This is a genomic window from Paenibacillus beijingensis, assembly GCF_000961095.1.
Classification (GTDB): Bacteria; Bacillota; Bacilli; order Paenibacillales; family Paenibacillaceae; genus Paenibacillus_O; species Paenibacillus_O beijingensis.
Genome location: NZ_CP011058.1, coordinates 2,211,530 through 2,228,555 on the forward strand (window position 1 = coordinate 2,211,530; position 17,026 = coordinate 2,228,555).

General features: G+C 47.3%; 16 protein-coding genes and 1 pseudogene. 5 read left to right on the forward strand and 12 right to left on the reverse strand.

Annotated elements, in window-relative coordinates; all coding sequences use genetic code 11:
• Positions 1 to 78: 78 nt before the first annotated feature.
• Positions 79 to 543 carry a hypothetical protein gene (locus VN24_RS09880; protein ID WP_045670276.1) on the reverse strand — a complete coding sequence of 155 codons (465 nt, stop codon included), beginning with the start codon at positions 541 to 543 and terminating at the stop codon, positions 79 to 81.
• Between the two features lie 20 nt (positions 544 to 563).
• Positions 564 to 1,049, reverse strand: a complete 486-nt coding sequence (locus VN24_RS09885; protein WP_045670277.1) for a GyrI-like domain-containing protein — start codon at positions 1,047 to 1,049, stop codon at positions 564 to 566.
• Positions 1,050 to 1,152: 103 nt separating this feature from the next.
• On the opposite strand from VN24_RS09885, the gene VN24_RS09890 reads away from it, so the two are divergent.
• Together VN24_RS09890 and VN24_RS09895 are read left to right on the forward strand one after the other, a co-directional pair.
• Entirely contained in the window at positions 1,153 to 2,115 is a 963-nt protein-coding gene (locus tag VN24_RS09890) for a helix-turn-helix transcriptional regulator (RefSeq protein WP_045670278.1), read from the forward strand.
• Positions 2,116 to 2,171: 56 nt separating this feature from the next.
• A pseudogene (locus VN24_RS09895) lies at positions 2,172 to 2,402 on the forward strand (DUF4386 family protein); the annotation flags it as partial.
• Positions 2,403 to 2,476: 74 nt separating this feature from the next.
• On the opposite strand, the gene VN24_RS09900 reads toward VN24_RS09895, so the two are convergent.
• From VN24_RS09900 to VN24_RS09915, 4 genes are all read right to left on the reverse strand, one after another.
• Positions 2,477 to 2,701: an SDR family oxidoreductase gene (locus VN24_RS09900; RefSeq protein WP_052702883.1), complete on the reverse strand. Its 225-nt coding sequence runs from the start codon at positions 2,699 to 2,701 to the stop codon at positions 2,477 to 2,479.
• A gap of 31 nt (positions 2,702 to 2,732) precedes the next feature.
• A complete protein-coding gene (locus tag VN24_RS09905) occupies positions 2,733 to 3,611 on the reverse strand; it encodes a choline/ethanolamine kinase family protein (RefSeq protein ID WP_238590922.1) in 879 nt (292 codons plus the stop codon).
• 269 nt (positions 3,612 to 3,880) lie between these two features.
• Entirely contained in the window at positions 3,881 to 4,963 is a 1,083-nt protein-coding gene (locus tag VN24_RS09910; protein ID WP_045670280.1) for an alanine/ornithine racemase family PLP-dependent enzyme, read from the reverse strand.
• Complete coding sequence (locus VN24_RS09915; RefSeq protein WP_238590876.1) at positions 4,947 to 6,353, reverse strand: UDP-N-acetylmuramoyl-tripeptide--D-alanyl-D-alanine ligase; 1,407 nt, start codon at positions 6,351 to 6,353, stop codon at positions 4,947 to 4,949. Before VN24_RS09915 ends, VN24_RS09910 begins: the two co-directional genes overlap by 17 nt.
• A 155-nt stretch (positions 6,354 to 6,508) precedes the next feature.
• Between VN24_RS09915 and VN24_RS09920 the strand changes: the two genes are divergently transcribed.
• Complete coding sequence (locus VN24_RS09920) at positions 6,509 to 8,752, forward strand: YheC/YheD family endospore coat-associated protein (RefSeq protein ID WP_045670282.1); 2,244 nt, start codon at positions 6,509 to 6,511, stop codon at positions 8,750 to 8,752.
• 16 nt (positions 8,753 to 8,768) lie between these two features.
• Complete coding sequence (locus tag VN24_RS09925; RefSeq protein WP_045670283.1) at positions 8,769 to 10,097, forward strand: YheC/YheD family endospore coat-associated protein; 1,329 nt, start codon at positions 8,769 to 8,771, stop codon at positions 10,095 to 10,097.
• Between the two features lie 46 nt (positions 10,098 to 10,143).
• On the opposite strand, the gene VN24_RS09930 is transcribed toward VN24_RS09925, so the two are convergent.
• The 6 genes from VN24_RS09930 to VN24_RS09955 all read right to left on the reverse strand — a co-directional run bounded on the left by VN24_RS09930 (position 10,144) and on the right by VN24_RS09955 (position 16,140).
• A complete protein-coding gene (locus VN24_RS09930) occupies positions 10,144 to 10,770 on the reverse strand; it encodes a response regulator transcription factor (protein ID WP_238590877.1) in 627 nt (208 codons plus the stop codon).
• The gene (locus tag VN24_RS09935) at positions 10,748 to 12,961 is read right to left on the reverse strand and encodes a sensor histidine kinase (RefSeq protein ID WP_045670285.1); all 2,214 of its coding nucleotides are present in this window, start codon (positions 12,959 to 12,961) and stop codon (positions 10,748 to 10,750) included. The genes VN24_RS09930 and VN24_RS09935 overlap by 23 nt, the downstream gene beginning before the upstream one ends.
• Positions 12,962 to 12,986: 25 nt before the next feature.
• Positions 12,987 to 13,796, reverse strand: coding sequence for a hypothetical protein (locus tag VN24_RS09940; protein ID WP_045670286.1), 810 nt, complete (start codon positions 13,794 to 13,796; stop codon positions 12,987 to 12,989).
• A 121-nt stretch (positions 13,797 to 13,917) separates the two neighbouring features.
• Positions 13,918 to 14,904 (reverse strand): hypothetical protein, encoded by a 987-nt coding sequence (locus VN24_RS09945; protein WP_045670287.1) that lies wholly within the window; start codon positions 14,902 to 14,904, stop codon positions 13,918 to 13,920.
• A 10-nt stretch (positions 14,905 to 14,914) separates the two neighbouring features.
• Complete coding sequence (locus VN24_RS09950) at positions 14,915 to 15,667, reverse strand: RNA polymerase sigma factor (RefSeq protein ID WP_052702885.1); 753 nt, start codon at positions 15,665 to 15,667, stop codon at positions 14,915 to 14,917.
• Positions 15,668 to 15,690: 23 nt separating this feature from the next.
• Positions 15,691 to 16,140, reverse strand: coding sequence for a VOC family protein (locus VN24_RS09955; RefSeq protein WP_045670288.1), 450 nt, complete (start codon positions 16,138 to 16,140; stop codon positions 15,691 to 15,693).
• A 154-nt stretch (positions 16,141 to 16,294) separates the two neighbouring features.
• Here VN24_RS09955 and VN24_RS09960 point away from each other — a divergent pair, with 154 nt between their 5' ends.
• Positions 16,295 to 16,999: a DUF4386 domain-containing protein gene (locus tag VN24_RS09960; protein WP_045670289.1), complete on the forward strand. Its 705-nt coding sequence runs from the start codon at positions 16,295 to 16,297 to the stop codon at positions 16,997 to 16,999.
• Positions 17,000 to 17,026: the final 27 nt, after the last annotated feature.

A 17,026-nucleotide genomic window follows, 5' to 3' on the forward strand; every position in this document is an offset into this window, starting at 1 on the left:
ACGTTTGAATCCCTACGTCGATGGCCCCGACTTTTTCATCGCCGTATGGCTGGATTCCTCTACTTGCATTTGCATACATTAATATTCACCTTTAATTACAAAAAACGAACCCCGAATTGTTCCAGCTAGTTTAGAATTCTGCCTGGCAAACTTAAACTTCCCTTCTAACTCCTTTGGTACCTCCATCCCCTCAGAAAGCTTAAAACCAACGGCCCGCTTCTTAGGGTCATCAACCGTATACATGACGTTGACCACAAGACCATCCTCATAAAAGACGTAGGCAAATTTGATATTTTCCACTTGAAAACGCGAAGTTTCTAATGGTTTGGCCGCAAACTCAATATCACGTTCTTCTTTCAAAATTCGGTTCACATAATCAAGGGTCTCCTGGCTTTCGCTAGCTGGTACAACCGTAAATTCATGCTTGTATTTGGTCATAAAGTAACGGGCTTCATTCGCACGTAAACCAGAAAGCGCTTCTACTACAAGTGAAGACTCTAAACCAACCGTAGAGACATTTTTAAAATCAACGATATTGGACATTTCCATCCCTCCCCGTATCTTTATTTCCTAACAACAGGAATCCACATTTCACCAAAAACTAAGCCGTTTCGCTGCCCCATTTCAACCGTTGTATTTGGCCCGCCAACATAGGCAAAATTCTTTGCTTCTGGCAAGACTTGACCAAAGGCAAGGCCAGCAAGCTTATTATTCAATTCATTAGCCGTCTTCCCTTCCCCTTTAACAACTAGGTATTCCCCCTTTGGGAATTGGATAACCCTAGATTCGACTTCTTCTGGTGCCGATGCCTTTGTCATGACGCCAGCATAATGCATCAACTTGTTATTCACCGCTTCGTTCACGGCAAAAATGTAGTCATTTGTGGCTAAGGCTTTTAAAGTGTCAAGCCTTCCATCTTGGCTGACGGCCTGCCAAAAGTCTGACTTTTCCTTGTTTAAGCCGGCAAAGTCTGTGTATTCGCTCTGAAGCTCAGTTCCAAAACCTAAAACGGTAAAGCTGTCTTTTTCTTCTAGGGTATAATCTGCCATATTCAAAACCTCTCTTTTTTAAATTAATGACTTATTTTCCTCACTTGATGGTTATATAATAACCTTAAATCATGTCAAAAAATGATACTGTTTAGGGGGCCTTATGAAAAAAGTTGAACGGATTAATATCATCATGCGGTATATCAACAACCGCGCCCACTTTACAATTTCTGAAATCATGCGAGAATTTAACATTTCCCGTTCGACAGCTATTAGAGATATCAGAGAAATTGAGGCCATGGGAATGCCACTTGTTGCTGAAGTTGGAAGGGATGGCGGTTATTTTGTCATGCAAAACTCTGTCCTGCCCGTTGTTCGCTTTACCGATAATGAGGTCAAAGCTCTTTTTATTGCCTTCATGGCCACAAGAAATCAACAACTCCCCTATCTAAAAAGTCGTCAGTCTTTAGCTGAAAAATTACTAGGCCTCATCTCAGAATACCAACAAGAAGATCTTGTACTTTTAAATCAAATCTTGCTTTTTGAAGGGACCAACCCCAATAATCCCGACCTGCTTGAGCTTTCAGACCTCCCCCATCCCATGTTAGAAAAACTCATCCAAATCCTTCTTTTGGATATCTATTTATTGATTACCATCAAAGAAGGGAAGGTAATAAAGTCTTACCCCATTTATCTCTTGAACCTTTATCATGAAAAAGGCCTTTGGCTGATTGAAGGCTTTGACTTAAAGGAAGAAAAGAAACAGATTTTCCCTGTCGACCATCTCAGTGATGTCAAACCCTACCCGACGAAAAAAAGATTAAGTAAGAAAAAAATGTTAGAAAAACTAAGTAAGCAGGAAGAAGTAATCAACCTTGTTCTTGAACTTGGTCCAAAAGCGATTGCCCAGTTCAAAAAATACCATCCTTTAAAAGTATCTATTTCCTATACGAATCCTTACCAAACCACAGCCATTCTAAAGACCTTTATCAATGTTAATAAGCCCGAAGAATTGACCGAAATTATAAATTGGCTACTTTTCCTAGGCGGGGATATCAAGGTCAGGGAAGTGCCAGAAGAAGTCTTAGAAGGTTTACAAGAGAGATTATGCTTATACTGCCCATAAGTAGGCCTACCCCATCATATACAATGGTATCACTACTGAAAACTAGGGGCTTTTAGATGGTTACATCAGGAAAAGTATTATTGGATCACCGGAAGTCTGCTCTAACTGCTGGCACATCACTTATTATCATGACGCTTGCAGCATTTTTTTCGTATGGCTTTGTCCATGAAAGCCTTCTGGTACAAGGGGATGCCAGCACCATACTTGAAAACGTCATTTCACAAAATATGCTTTTCAAAGCTGAAATCTTTGGCTGGATCGTCATCACCGCTTTACCACTTTTTGTGATACGGTTCTCCGCACTGTCCGTAACGGCAAGTTTGCTGAGAAAAGAGGCGCCGAATCCGGCGCCCCTTTGAGCTTAAATAGACATTCCGCCCGAGACCTCGATGCGCTGGGCATTCACCCAGCGATTCTCCCCGGACAGGAGCGACGCGATCATCGGACCGATGTCGTCGGGTTGGCCGACGCGGCCAAGTGCCGTCATCTCCGCGACGTGCTTATTGACCTCGGGATCGTCACGAACCATGCCGCCGCTGAAATCGGTCGCGATCGCCCCGGGGGGCACGGTATTGACCGCGATCATGGCCCTCGCCACGGCATTCAGTTGCGGCCGTTTATAATTGATAAATCCCTTGTTCGATTCGCTGGAGGCAATCTTCGGCAAACTTGTAGTAATCAAAGTCATGGTGGCTTTCGCCCTTACTAAGGCCGCTGTAAAACATTCCCCAAGCGACCTCACGAACCATCGCCACGAATTTCATGTCCTGCAGAATGTGGAATGTTTCCTCCTCAAAATATCCGAAATATAACTTTAACCACTCGCGCTCTTCGGCTTCACTGAACTGGTTCGTAAACGGAATAAGCGTCAAATCGAAAAACACATCTCCGATTGCCGACAACTCCCAATCAATGATTTGCAGCTCTTGACCGGTATAGATCATATTGACCAAGAAGGAATCATTATGACAGAATTTGTTGTTATATTGTTTGTCGCTGCTCCGCTTATGCGTGATTTCCTCTACCCGATGCAAAATCCGGTTTAATCCGTCCGGATGCTTGACTTGAAACTGATCGGCGCCTTGCAAATAGCCATGAATAAGATCGTAAGGCGCCAATGTTCTGCCTTGACCTTCCATACGGTGGATTCGTTTGAAGCGATCCATAATCATGGCTTTGATATGATCGTCTTGCAGATCCTCTTTCTCAAGCATTCGACCTTCAATAAATTCCGTGACGACAAACTGTTCCGGATATTGACTCGAAACCACAGCAGGAGTAAATCCTTCTCGGTTCGCTTTCTTCATCACTTCGACTTCAGATTGGCGTGTCAGGTTCAAATACTCATTTTGCCTGCTGTTGACGCGCAGTACGTAATTGCTCTGTTTCGTATGTACCTTATACGTTTGGTTGCAAAGCCCCCCACTAAGCCTTTCAACACTTACGAATTCATCGTATAGCTCCGGTACCCCGCGAATAATTTCTTCCACTTTCATGTTCAACAGGACCCACTCCTAATTTGATCTTTAGCAGCTAAAAATAGAAGCACACGAGAGACAGCGGCAACTTCGGATATGAATAAAGCCTATTACTAAATCTCCCCATTTAAACGTTTACGTAAGCGTTTACATTTATAAGTATAAGGCAATTATACATCTCCTTGCTTTGGAGTCAAGTTAAACATTATTAGAGGGTACTTTTTCAAAGTATCCCTCTACTGGTAACGTTTCATATACATGCGGCTTTGTCTGCATGGAACAAAAGCTCAAAAAGGCAAAAAATCCTTGATGACATATGGGGAAGTCATGAGTGCCAACAGGCCCCCGTAATCCGGCAAAAAGGAGACCGAATCGCCCACATGCAAAGGGATCGAAACATCCGTTATATCCACAATCATATGATCGCTGCTTGCTCCCAATATTTCCATTCCTTGCAGACGAGGGGCAAGGGCATAAGGGGATACATCCTGTCGGCCAATCGCAAGAATGGCCCTTTTTCGGATCCCTTTATTGACAAAATGCGGCTTTCTGCCAAAAGAATCCACATCTATTTCACCTGTCGGCACAGACGGTTTTTCACGAATCTCTATAATTTCCGCCAGCAGTTCAAAAGCATCTCGATAACCTCCTGCTAGACACACTCCAGATGAAACGCCTGCCAAAAAAATAGCTTCCCCTATCCGCAATTCGTTAATCTCGGGAGGAAGTTTTCCTTCTTCAAGCAGCTGCAATGTGGATGAAGATCCCCCCGACAGGATCGGCAGATCAAGCTGATATTTGCTTTCAATATATTCCTTCCACCCGACCAGTAAAGAAGTATTTTGATAAGAAGGACGCACTCCGCCGTAACAGCCTACATTTATGGCCAACCCTTGAAGCCGAATATGGGAGTAAGAAAGAATTTGTTCCATGAAAGAATCCAATTCGCGGGGCAAGATCCCTTCTCTCAAATCCCCTGCCTCCATCATGAGGATGACGTTATGAATCTTGTTGCATTTTTTCGCAGCCCAATGAAATTGATCCATGACTTCAAGCTCCGATTGATAACTGCAGTCAGCATAATGAACCGCTTCAACTGCCTCCGATTTCATCGGAACGCGAAGCAGGGCGATTTCATTTTCAAAACCGGCTGTTCGAAGATGAATAATATTTTTCAAACGTGAATCCGCGAACTTCCGTATACCGCTATTCTCCAATACATGTACAATTTTCGGATGGGCACATACCACTTTCGTTACGCCAACTACGTTAATACCGTAACGGCTGCATAATTCGACAATCGTTTTGGCATTATGCCCTATTTTCTTTAGGTCGATGACGAGTCTGAGGCCGCTACAATGCAACGTCATCTTCCGGAGCTTTCAAGAGAACAATCGTGTTTTTATTTAAGAATGGGCTGAGCTTTGCGGCAGCTTCCCCTTGTGAAATAAAATAAACGTTGCTTTTATCCATTCCGCATTCAATCGCTTTGTTTCCAATTGCTTTTGGCTTGTCGCCGATAATGACAAGAATATCCACACCCACTTCTGCGGCAACCTTTCCCATCTTGGCATACTGCACCTGCGCATAGCTGCTCGTTCCTAAATTGTACATAAATCCCAGGACAGCCACCTTCAGCTTATTACCGGCAATCTCTTTCAGGACGCGAAGCGCCGCTTCCATGGAAGGAGGGGTATTGTTCCAGTTATCATCGAGGATGGTGCAGCCGCCCGGCCCCTCACGCAGCTCCAAGCGCCTTCTCAAATGCTTGAACGTTTTCAGCCTGTCAATCGCCTCTTCCACATCGACTCCCGCGTACCTAACGGCCGCCAAAGCAGCCAGAGCATTATAGACATTGTGTTGTCCAAGTCCAGGCACAACGACTTCATAATCGCGATTTTCGTAGGTTAAAGTAAATGATATCCCTTCCTTGACGGTTTTCACTTCTTTTGCTTTCCAGTGGCAACCGTCTTGAAAGCCAAAATAAACGATTTTTTCACAATGGCTTACGTCAATTTTTCTGATGTTCTCGTCATCCGCATTCAGGATAATGACGTCATTTGCCGGATCCATTCCGTCTAGGATTTCGGATTTGGCTTTGATGTAGTTTTCCGGAGTTTTGCAGCCTACTAAATGGTAAACGCCAATATTTAACAGGATTCTGATTTGAGGCTTGAAATATCGGCAGCTTTCCGATAGATCTCCCGGCCAGTCTACCCCCATCTCGAATACGGCTGCCTGGGTGCTTTCATCAATGCGCAGCAAATAGCCGAGGTTCGCCCTTGAAGCATTCCAGCTTTTATAGGTGGCTTGAACTTTATACTGTTCCGATAAAATATGTTTTATCATTTCTTTTGTGGTCGTCTTGCCGCAAGTTCCTGTAACACCGATAATCGGGATATTAAACAGACTGCGATAATACTCGACAAATTTCCAATAGGCTTCGTCGATATCCTTCACCTGGATGATCGCCACATCGTCCAGCAGTGTCATAAAATAGTCGGCATCTTCTGTAACCAGCACCGTAGCTTTATATTTCTTGAATTCTTCCAAACTAATATCTCTTTTTTTATAGAGATGGAAATACACCGTGCTGTCATTCAGATCCCGTACACGTTTCACTGCGTCTTTCACAAGAAAGGTACGGTCCTTTGTTTTCAGTTTACCGCCTGTTACATTTACAATTTCATGTAAATATAAACCCTTCATTCGTTCACCCGCCTCTTCCTTTTGTTCCACCTTATGATTGGAGAGCGTCATCGGTATGGACTACCGAGCCTATGGGAGAAAGCCCTATTTTCCCCCCTTAAGTCAAGTACCCAAGCTTAACGAAAGATTTTGAATATGCATGATCACGTAGCGAACTGTAGGGATCGGTCTAGAATCATCTCTTCAATAGGGGGTCTTGAAGGGTCATGCACCTGAATTCGTTAGGTATTCTTCTTCCGCATAAGCAGTGGAACAGGCTGTTAAAAAGGAATATCGGCCCTCAAATTGAGGAATATATCCGTAAGGGAGAGGAGGAGCAGCTGCCCGTTATATTTTTTTCTCTCGAATCGGTTCATTTAAAATCATTGACCTGTAATGCCATCCGAATGGTCGATGGAAGAATGGAAAAACAAGACCAGATTAAACTTCCGGCTATTCTTTACAATCCGCAAAAAATCTCTTTGAAAAAAAATGTATTATTGTGGCGAGCGCTGTGCAATCTGAATAAGTTCCATATCATCAATGAACATAACGTGATCAATAACGATTTGTTGTTCGACATGCTGAAAGCTTATCCGGTATTTCAAGGCAGGGTCGATCATAAGACAACACCGGAATCTCCTTTGTACTGCAGCCTTAACCAACGCACGGACAAAAATGAGTGGCAACTAACGGCTGCCTATGCCCGGGGAATGAACGCTGCCGCATATGGATGGGATAAAGCGGTCGACAAGCATTATTCCGGCACCAGCCATGAGGATAAAAAAAAGATTACATCTTCTCTGCAAGAGCTAAATCGATCTATCCTCCACTACCTAAGCAGATATTTCACGGGTATAGATGAAATTGGACTGACATTTCTATTAGACGCATCGGGACAACCGCATTTTTGCGGTGTGAAAAACAAACATAAAATGCTATATGAATTGTATCTTTGGAACCGCCGATTGTGGCAGCAAGCGCTCCATCTTCCGATCAAAAGGGCTGCCAGCTATTCGCATCAACTAACCGAAGAGAAGAATCTGAAAGATATCGTTTGGATGAATGGGATTAGAAGCGATGCCGACGGTTTGCATCAACAAGACAATGTGAATTATTCGAAGGATATCGTTTGGGTCAAATTAATGGAGTTTGAAAACAATGACCCGCTTATTCGGCTGCCTTCCCCCCTCTTTGCTAATTTTCCTCAAGAAGAGCTATGGATCCAATTCGGTATCAAGAAACGAAGAGTCAAACTGGAAGAGAGCGAATGGATTGCTGTCAGAAATAGCTTCTACACACCGATGGAAATCTATATTTCCTCGAACGTGGCGGGGCAATTAAGATTTCCGAGCGACTTCACTTACCAATTGAAATATGAGGACGATACCATTGTCATCGGACCGACCATCGGCCTCCTGCTGGGAGAGAGAACCCAGGTTTACAACCCGGAATATATGCAGAAGTATAGCGACCGTTTCGGAATTTACAACCGCATCGGCGGGCTAACCATTGCCTTTTCTCCCCGCTCCATTGATTGGGAGGCAGAGCTTGTTTACGGGTTCATCTATTACCCTGACCGAAAGAAATGGGATTACGGTTTCGCCCCGATCCCTGCTGCTGTCTATCGGCGGAACTTCCACCAAGAAGAAACCGGTATCAATCGCTTGATTGCCAGAACCGCCAACGGCCTATTCAATTCCCAGCGGTTCACCAAGCTCGATCTATACTACCTTCACAACGAACCAACCATCAAGGATCATCTGCCGGAAACCCACTTGCTGACGGAGTTTGATCCATTGCTCGCTGTACTCCGGGAAAAGCAGAAAATTATTCTCAAGCCCCTTGAATTGTCACGCGGACGGGGCATTTTGATCCTTGAACAAAGCAAAGAAGCGGAAAAGGGATATATCCTTCACGACTATCGATCCAATCATGTAATGCATCATCGCCTTAATAACGCTAGAACTCTGCAGGCTATACTGAAAAAAATGGATCTGATGAACAGCCATTATTTATATCAAGACTATATCCGGCTAAAAAAGTTCGGTGACAGCCCGTTTGATGTCCGTGTCGTCATGCAAAAAAACCAAACACTTCAATGGCAATGTACCGGAATCGAATGCAGGGTAGCGAAACAAGGCGATCAAATTACGAACGTATCCAGGGGCGGCATGGCGATCACACTGGAACATGCCCTTAACCAGTCCGGCAAATTTCTTTCCGTTCAGGAGATTAAACAGCAGATCCTTACGCTCAGCGAACAGTTTTGTCTGCTGATGGACAAAAAAGGACATTTCAGCGAATTTGGCCTTGACATCGGTATAGATGAAAATGGATATCCTTGGCTAATCGAAGCCAATATATTTCCCAGCTTTAAAGGATTTAAACAAATGGATTTCAGCATGTACCTGGACATTCGGCGCAAGCCTCTCCTCTACGCGACCGCCTTGCAGGGCTTTAAAACATAAAAGGAGGAAGTCATCCATGCTCTTTCACATTCGAATAAATCCGGACAGCACAGGAATGATCTTCTTTCATCATGATGTCATCGAACAATATTCGTTGCTCCCATCTTCCTCTATAAGATTAAAAATTGGCGCTTGGGAAAAGCAGGCGGAGATCGCTGCTCATTCCGCTGAAGACCCCTCCCTTTTTTTCCTGTCCGCAGATATTGCCGCAGATGTCGGATTACCTGAACACCTGCCTTACGAATTAACGCTGGACCAGCAGGAGATTCAAATCGGGCCTGTGATCGGTATCCTCATCCGTGGGAAAATAACGGAGTTAAAGCCGAATAGATTGAATATCTATTTAAAATATGTCGTCAATTATAAGCAGCTGCGCGGCCTGATTCTCTTATTTACGGTTGATGGAATCGATGACACACAGAAAAAAGTGAACGGCTTTGCCTTCAATCCGGATTCAAACCGCTGGGAAAAAGGATCTTACGTATTTCCCTCCGCTGTATTTTGTCGAAGAAGCGCAACCCCCAAGCTCCGAAGTTGCTTTACCCGCTTATGCGGGAACCGATTTTTCAATTCCCAGGTTTTCAACAAATGGGAGATGTGGGAGCGTTTAAGCGGGTACGAAAGCATGCGGGCCCACCTGCCGGATACCAGCTTGGCCGTTCACAAGAATGAACTGAAACGATTCATTGATCAGCACCAAATCGTGTTCCTGAAGCCGAAGGCCGGGATGCAAGGTTCAGGAATCTTCCGATTGGAACAGCAAGGATCAAGCTATATTTTCCAATATGAACTAAACGGACAAAGCTTGACCTCTACCGCCTACAGTTGGGAAGATGCTTATTCCTTTTTGAAGATGGAGCTGAACCTGGAGAAATATCTGGTACAGCAGGGAATCCCGCTTATCAAGATGGGGCAGCGGGTCATCGACTTCAGGGTGCTTGTACAGAAAAACAGGCATGGAAGTTGGTGCGTGCAAGGGATCGTTTCCCGCCTCGGAAAGAAAAACAGCATTGTAAGCAATATTTCCAGCGGCGGCAGCGCAGAAAAAGCATGGTTCACCCTGCTGAAAATTTATGGCCAGGATGAACGTACCGCCATAAAAAAGCAGAACGAAATGGAGCACTTGGCCATTGAAGCATGCGAGACGCTGGAAATGACGGGATTGCATTTGGGGAATGTAGGAATGGATATGGCGCTGGACCAGAGCGGACATTGTTGGATTATTGAAATCAACAACCGGGACCCCGATGCGACTATTGCTCTTGATGCAGGCGATCAGGAACTGTATTACCGGCTCAAATCCGCTCCGCTGGACTATGCCAAATGGCTGACCGGCTTTGGATGAAAATGAGGATAGGGTGAAGTCTCGGCATTGATCAAATTGAAAGCCATTATGACCTACCCTTCGCCTTGCTGATGGCTTGTTCTCGGCTGGTGACTTGCAGCTTATTCAGGATATATCCGACGTAATTGGATACTGTCTTTGTACTGAGTTCCAAAGCTCGGGAAATTTCGGAGTTGGAGAGTCCTTCCGCCATTAAGCTCAATACTTCTTTCTCGCGGTAGGTTAGGTCCGGGAAGTGGTCGAACCGGCTGATCGGTCTCGTTGCGAATTCAATCATTCGGCTGGCGACATCCCCACTAAAGATCGCTTTCCCGGAAGCGACGGAGCGGATCGCATCTACAATATCTTTACTGTCCGCATCCTTCAGGATATAGCCCCGAGCCCCCGCTTTCATGGCTGTAATGACGGAGGCGTCATCCTTAAACATGGTCAGGACCAAGATCTGAATGTCGCTGTATTGCGACTTGATCCTGGCCGTGGCTTCAATTCCGTTCAGCCCGGGCATTCGAATATCCATCAAAACCACGTTCGGTCGCAGCTCCAGCGCCAGCCGTACAGCTTCTTCTCCTGAAACCGCCTCTCCAACAACTTCGATACCCTCTGCCGACTCCAGAACGCTTAGGACACCTTGCCTGAACATCGGATGATCGTCAGCTACTAATACTCTTAACATGTACATGACCCTCCCCGTGATCGAGTAGCGGTTTGATCGGAAGCCGCGCCGTAATTTTTGTCCCTCGGCCATTCTCGAAACTTTCGATGACGCAGGATCCGCCCAGTTCAAGCGCTCTTTCTCGGATCGACGTTAACCCGATGCCCTGTTTTCCGGCACGATTTGCGTAGAATCCTGACAGCCCGATGCCATTATCCGTTGTCTCAATCACCAGATCACATTCGTCCAGCGCAATTCGTATAACGCATGAACTCGCATCGGCGTGCTTCACAACGTTGACCAACGCCTCCGAGGCGATTCGATACGCCCCCACCTCGACGGCAGCAGGTAAATTAGGCAGTTGATCGGGAGCATCCAATCGAATGTCTAACAGGTCGACATCCGTAATTCCGTTTACGGCCTGCATGTCCCTCAGTTGCTCCACCCGTTGCCGAACGGCGCCGACAAGCCCGAGCTCATCCAGCGCATGCGGCCGCAAGTCGTACACGATCCCCCTAATTTCATCGACCGTCTCGCTAATATCCGCTTTGAACTTCGTTAATATCTCCATCGCTTTCTCCGGATCTTTCCGTATCCAGTCCGACGCGACGGATGCGGTAAGGCGCATGGCAGCTAGCCGTGGAGCGATATCGTCATGCAGATTTCTGCGCATTTCCCGCCGCTCTTCCTCTCTTGCAAAAATTAATGCTTCTTTGGACTCCCGCAAGTTTTCCAGCAGCAATTGAATATCCATCGCTTGCTTTACGCTGCGCACGACGATCCCCGCCTGACGGGCGATGGCGTCGATCAGTTTCCGGTCCGCCTCCGTAAACGATTCTCCCGGCGAACGCGCTCCCATATACAGCCATCCCAATGCCGTGCCCCCTGAGGATAATTCTATAGAGAATTCCCCCTGGTCGTTCTCCTTCCTTTCGCCTGCGACCAATACGGTTTCTCCATTCTGGATCAACCCGATACCGGCGTAAGGAATGCGCAAGGAGTCAATGACCGTTTGGACGACAATATCCAGCGATTCCACTGGATTCAGCGTTTCTTTCAACCGGATGCCGAGCTGAAGCAAGGCGGTGTACGGATCTTCCTTTTTTCCGTACAGCATCTGATTGACCATTCGTTGCAGCTTTTCCTTAAGCGGAGCGAATACAACGGCCACGACGCCCGCGGCAAATAAGGAATAGAATCGGTAGTGCTCGGAATGAAACAGAACGGACAAGTACCATACAATCAGGGTGTACAAAGCAATAATCAAGGTGCTTAGCAGAAAATAGACAAGGGTTCGATTTACGATCGGGTCGATATCCCATAATCTCTTTCTCATCACCGATATGCCTAACGTAACGGGGATTGGAAGCGTGCACAACATTACGCCCAGATCAAGCAAGAACATCCATACCGGATCCCTTATTTCATAGAAATCCGACTGAAAGAACACCGGTAGAAAGGATAGCAGAAATACGCCCGTCAGCGACAGCATGATCCCGTAGAAGACCCACTTGGTCTGTTGTTTCTCGACCGCCACTGCCGCATAACGAAACCGGTAATATTGGTTATAAAGCAAGATGCCGTATTGCAAGGCAAACCAAAGGAAATTGCACCACATCGGCCATTGCTCGATTCCCCAGGGTTGGTTCGGGAAGCAGCTGGATATCAACCGAATCGCCAGAAGTCCGATTGTCGGGTACGTAACCCAAGGCCGTACGAATTTTCCGTTAGGAAACCATAGCAGAAATAAAATGAAAGATACCATCGTCAAGCCGTCGATAACGGCAACGAGCCCTTCGTACCAGCGCCACTGCATCCCGATAAAGGTAGGAGTAACGAGAGACATCAATGCTAACGAGGCGATGATAGAGATCGGTTCCCTTGGACGTTTCGCGAGAATCAGTGCCGCCACCGCGAAATAGATCAGAAAGAACCCGAGGGTAATCCCCGTATACAGAAGGGCGAACCCGGTTTCAGTCAAGCCCGCTTTTTCTACGACTTGACGCGGGAGAGGCGTAATCGCAGCATATTCGCATGCGGTCATTAGGCAGGTTTCTTTTAAATAAACGTAGTAGGAAGGAATCTTGCTTACAAATAAAACCGCAATCAGGCCGAACATAAACATTCCGGTCAAGCGAAAGACGAAGAGCCATCCGTTCGGATGGCCTTGGCCCCTTTGTTTGCCCAGCGTTGTGATTCTCTTTGCCCCCATGCAGGCAATCTCCTTCTAAGTCTAATTATGAAGCATTCACCGCAGAGACAGAATGTGAAGTCTTGGAACGAAGTGCGAGCCCTATATAGATGAGCCCGTAGAGAATCGAAGCCGTTCCTCCCCAGAGCCCCCAGCTGCCCGGGTGGTTTGGAATGGTAATGGAAGCAGCCCCCAAGAAGATATAAGTTAAGGAGAGAATCACACCAAGCGTTCGCGATCCGCTCCGGCCAGTTGCCGCCAAATATCCACCATACACCATGACGATACTAAGCGCAGCACCTTCGCCCCAACGGAACTGCTGCTCCGGATCCTGAAACTGCCCGATGACACCGTTTATGGAGAACGGCAGCAGTCCCAACAGGGCCACACCGGCCATTATAAGTAGCGCTCGATTTTTAACGGACGGTTCGGTAGGTCGGAATATTTCCTTCCGCTTACCGTACGCAGCGAACAAAATCAAGAGCACTAAAGCGAACAGGATGAAGACGAAAAAGGTTTGCAGTGCCAACTGAAAGTCGGTCAAAAGCAAGGTTGCCAGAAACATAAGATGACCTACAAAGTAGAATTGCAACAAAAGCGGTTTGCCCAGCGGGTTCCATAGCATCGCAATTAGGCTGCCGCTGAACAAAAGCCCGATCAACGCGCCGTGCACCGCCCCATGAAACCGCAATTCGTCAGGCAGCGGCGAGGAAGCCATGACGCCTTGCACCCAAGGCTCCAGCCCCTCCGACAAGCCTTGCAACATGAGCAGACCGCTCACTGCAAAAATGACCGCAAACACCCGAAATATTAGACCCAACCAAAACCCTTTTTTCCCAGCCTCTTTCCACTCCATTATAACGCTCCTCCTTCAATTAACAACCATAAGTTCATGTCGGTCTGTAAACAGATTAAGACATGACCTTTCCCGGTCGACAGAGGAGACTTCCCGGTATTTGGGGAAATGGGGCTGGGAATTACAAATCATAATACATTCGAGCCAGATACCGAAGCCCCTGCTCCTCCGACGCCTTGGCCCGTTGCAGCAATCGAACAGCTGTCTCCGCGACCCCGGACTCAGATGGGTCGCCACCATGCGGAAAAGGAAAGCGCTCATGCAACTCCCCAAGCGCAGAGGCAACCTCCGCATAGTGCCTCGCTGCCTCCTCCGCCGAAGCGGCCATATAGCCCGAGTCGAAGCCGTAGCCGCCATGACGCTTTGGCTCCGCTAGCACTCCATTGCGAAATCGATCCCGCACTTCATTCAGGAATTGCACCGCGAACCGCCTCGCGTCATAGACATAGAGTGCGTTGTAGCTGTTTCCGAGCGGGTCTGCTGACCGCGTTTCGAAAGCCCGTATCCAGGCATCATAGGCAGCAAGCCCCGGCCTGAATTCGGTTATCCCGTCCTCTGGATATCGTCCGTGGGTCAAGGCCATCGCGAGCGCTCGACTTAAAGAGTCTACATAGTCGAATTCCTTCTCCTTGACAATTGTAAGTGTCATAATGTGACCGCGAGAGAGCTTCTCGTAAGGAACCGTTCCTTCATGCTCCCGATCTTTGGCATGGAACAACTGCCGTTCGTCGTCGTAGCCGTAGACAACAGCAAAATCCCCGCCAAACAGATCCCAAACGACCGCAGGAACGTCTCGGTCAAGGGTTCGATGAATATGTCCGAGAGCAATCTCTACATGCTCTGGAGGGATTGGATCTATAATCGGGTCGAAGCACACCGCTTCGAATCCCAAATTTTCGACCGCCCTTCTATAGAAGGAGCCCCACACATGAGACGTCGGCCCGTAAAGCCCCGCCTTATCGTCTACACGAATGCGGAATGCGTGCGAGGTCAGACCCATAACATCAATGAGTGAGAGGTCCTTCCGCACCGTGTATTGCAGCATGGCATGAATACATTGTGCGATCGAGGACCGTGTGCTCTTCAGGTCCGGACTTACTGTTTCCATATCCACGTCATCACCCTTTCAAAACGATCTTTCCCGGGTCCAGCAGAACCCGCGCAGGCTTCGCCTCTTGTCTTCTACGTTCGACGTACCCACGGATGCAGATGCGAATGCGCTCCTGGCGTACTTTCACACGCGCTCGCGATAGGTGGTTGTACACGCTGCTCGCTGTCGTTCCGAAGAGAACGGCAATCTCGTTCGGCGACAACTCCCGGAAAAAGTGGGCCTCAAAAATTCCTCTCTCCCTCTCGGTCAAGCAGCTCAGCAGTTCGCGGAATGTCTCAAACACTTCACGCCTGGCGATAACCTCGGCCGGGTCGAGACTGATGTCCCCATTGTAGTCAATCTTTTTACTCAGCCTCGCCAAGAGCTCATCAATATGCCCGCCCGGTTCCCTCTCCTCCTCGGCGGTAACAAATCCCGAGAACGGCCGTTCCTTGCCGTAGGGACCGCCTCTTCTTAGCTTCATGTGCACTTGATTGCGCACAATGGTTTTCAGCCATGGCTGGAATCTGCGGCTATCTAATAGTTGGCCAAGCTGCAGGAAAGCGCGAATCAGTGCTTCCTGCACAATGTCTTCGGCGAGATGGCCGTCGCGTGTCAATCTTGCCGCCCATCCGTACGCCCTCGCCCGATGCCGACGGACGAGCTCGCCGAACGCTTCGTTGCTTCCTTCGCGTGCCGCCTCGACAAGTTCCCGGTCGGGCCGTTCCCCCTCCTCTTGCATAACTTCCCGGTCCGCTGGAACTCCCGCCGCATCCCACATGGCCAAATTCTCCTTTCCTCCAACTACTTGCCGCTCCGCAAAAACTCCTTCTTATAATCGTCCTTCGGGTCCCATTGTGACCAAGCCGCTTCGAGCATATTGCCATCAGGATCACGGAAATAGAAATACTTCGCCTCTCCTTTGCCAAGCGTCATCAGCGGTCCTGGATTGATCCCGTCCTCGGAAAGCAGGTGGTGAGTGTACTCTATGTCCGGGCAGTTCAAAGCCATAATAGGGAATGGGGCTCCGTTCCTTGTGATTGCCAGCGGTTTCCGATCCTCAGTTTCGATTAACAGCAGCGCGATTGAGTGCTGATGTGGATGATGCAATACCGCGAGGAACGAGCCTCTGTCCTGAAACTTGTTAATCAGCCGAAAATCTAAATGGCGAGTATACCACTCAATCGATTCATCAATTCGCGTAGTCGGAATATAGACATATCCGATACGGCTAAACTTGAACGCTTCTTCCATTTCGCCACACTCCTTGATAATCTATTCGTTATCTAGATGCCAAAGCCCCTGCGGTTTCTATCCTCACATCGAAAGTTGTAATTGACTTAAGTCAATGAACATAACAATCCCCCTTGCTACAATGGAGTCATTACGTAACTAGGGGGATTTTTCGATGGGTATTCCAGGAGGAAAGTTATCGAATCAGCGAAAATCGGCTCTAACTGCCGGCACAGCACTCATGATCATGGCGGTTGCCGCCTTTTTTTCGTATGGGTTTGTGCATGTAAGCCTTTTGGTACAAGGGGATGCAAACGCCACGTTTCAGAACATCATTTCCCAAAATCATCTTTTCAAAGCGGAAATCTTCGGCTGGATTATCATCCTGATCTGTGACATTGTGGCCGCCTGGTCGTGCTATGTATACCTGAAGCCCATAAATCAACATTTGTCTTTGCTCGGCGCATGGCTCCGTCTTGCTTATGCGGCTATTTTGGGAGCTGCAATCATGAATTTACTATTGGTGCTGCTGCTTTCAAACGGCACGGATGATTTATCAAGTTTCACCTTCAATCAACTTGGAGAACAAGTGATGCTGCATTTGAAGGCCTTTGATTCGATTTGGTCTCTTGGCTTAATTGTCTTTGGCGGGCATCTGCTAATTCTAGGTATATTGGCTCTCAGATCAGACAACATTCCGAAATGGATCGGGAGCTTATTGTTGTTAGCCGCGATTGGCTATAGTCTCATTCACTTCTGTAAACTTTTCTTTGAGGATTACGAGGAAATCAGAAAGATTCTTGAATATGTTTTTACCGTGCCCATGATAGCGGGCGAAACAGGCTTTGGATTATGGCTGCTGTTCAAGGGAGGGAAGTAACTGCATAAGCCTTCATCCCAATTTATT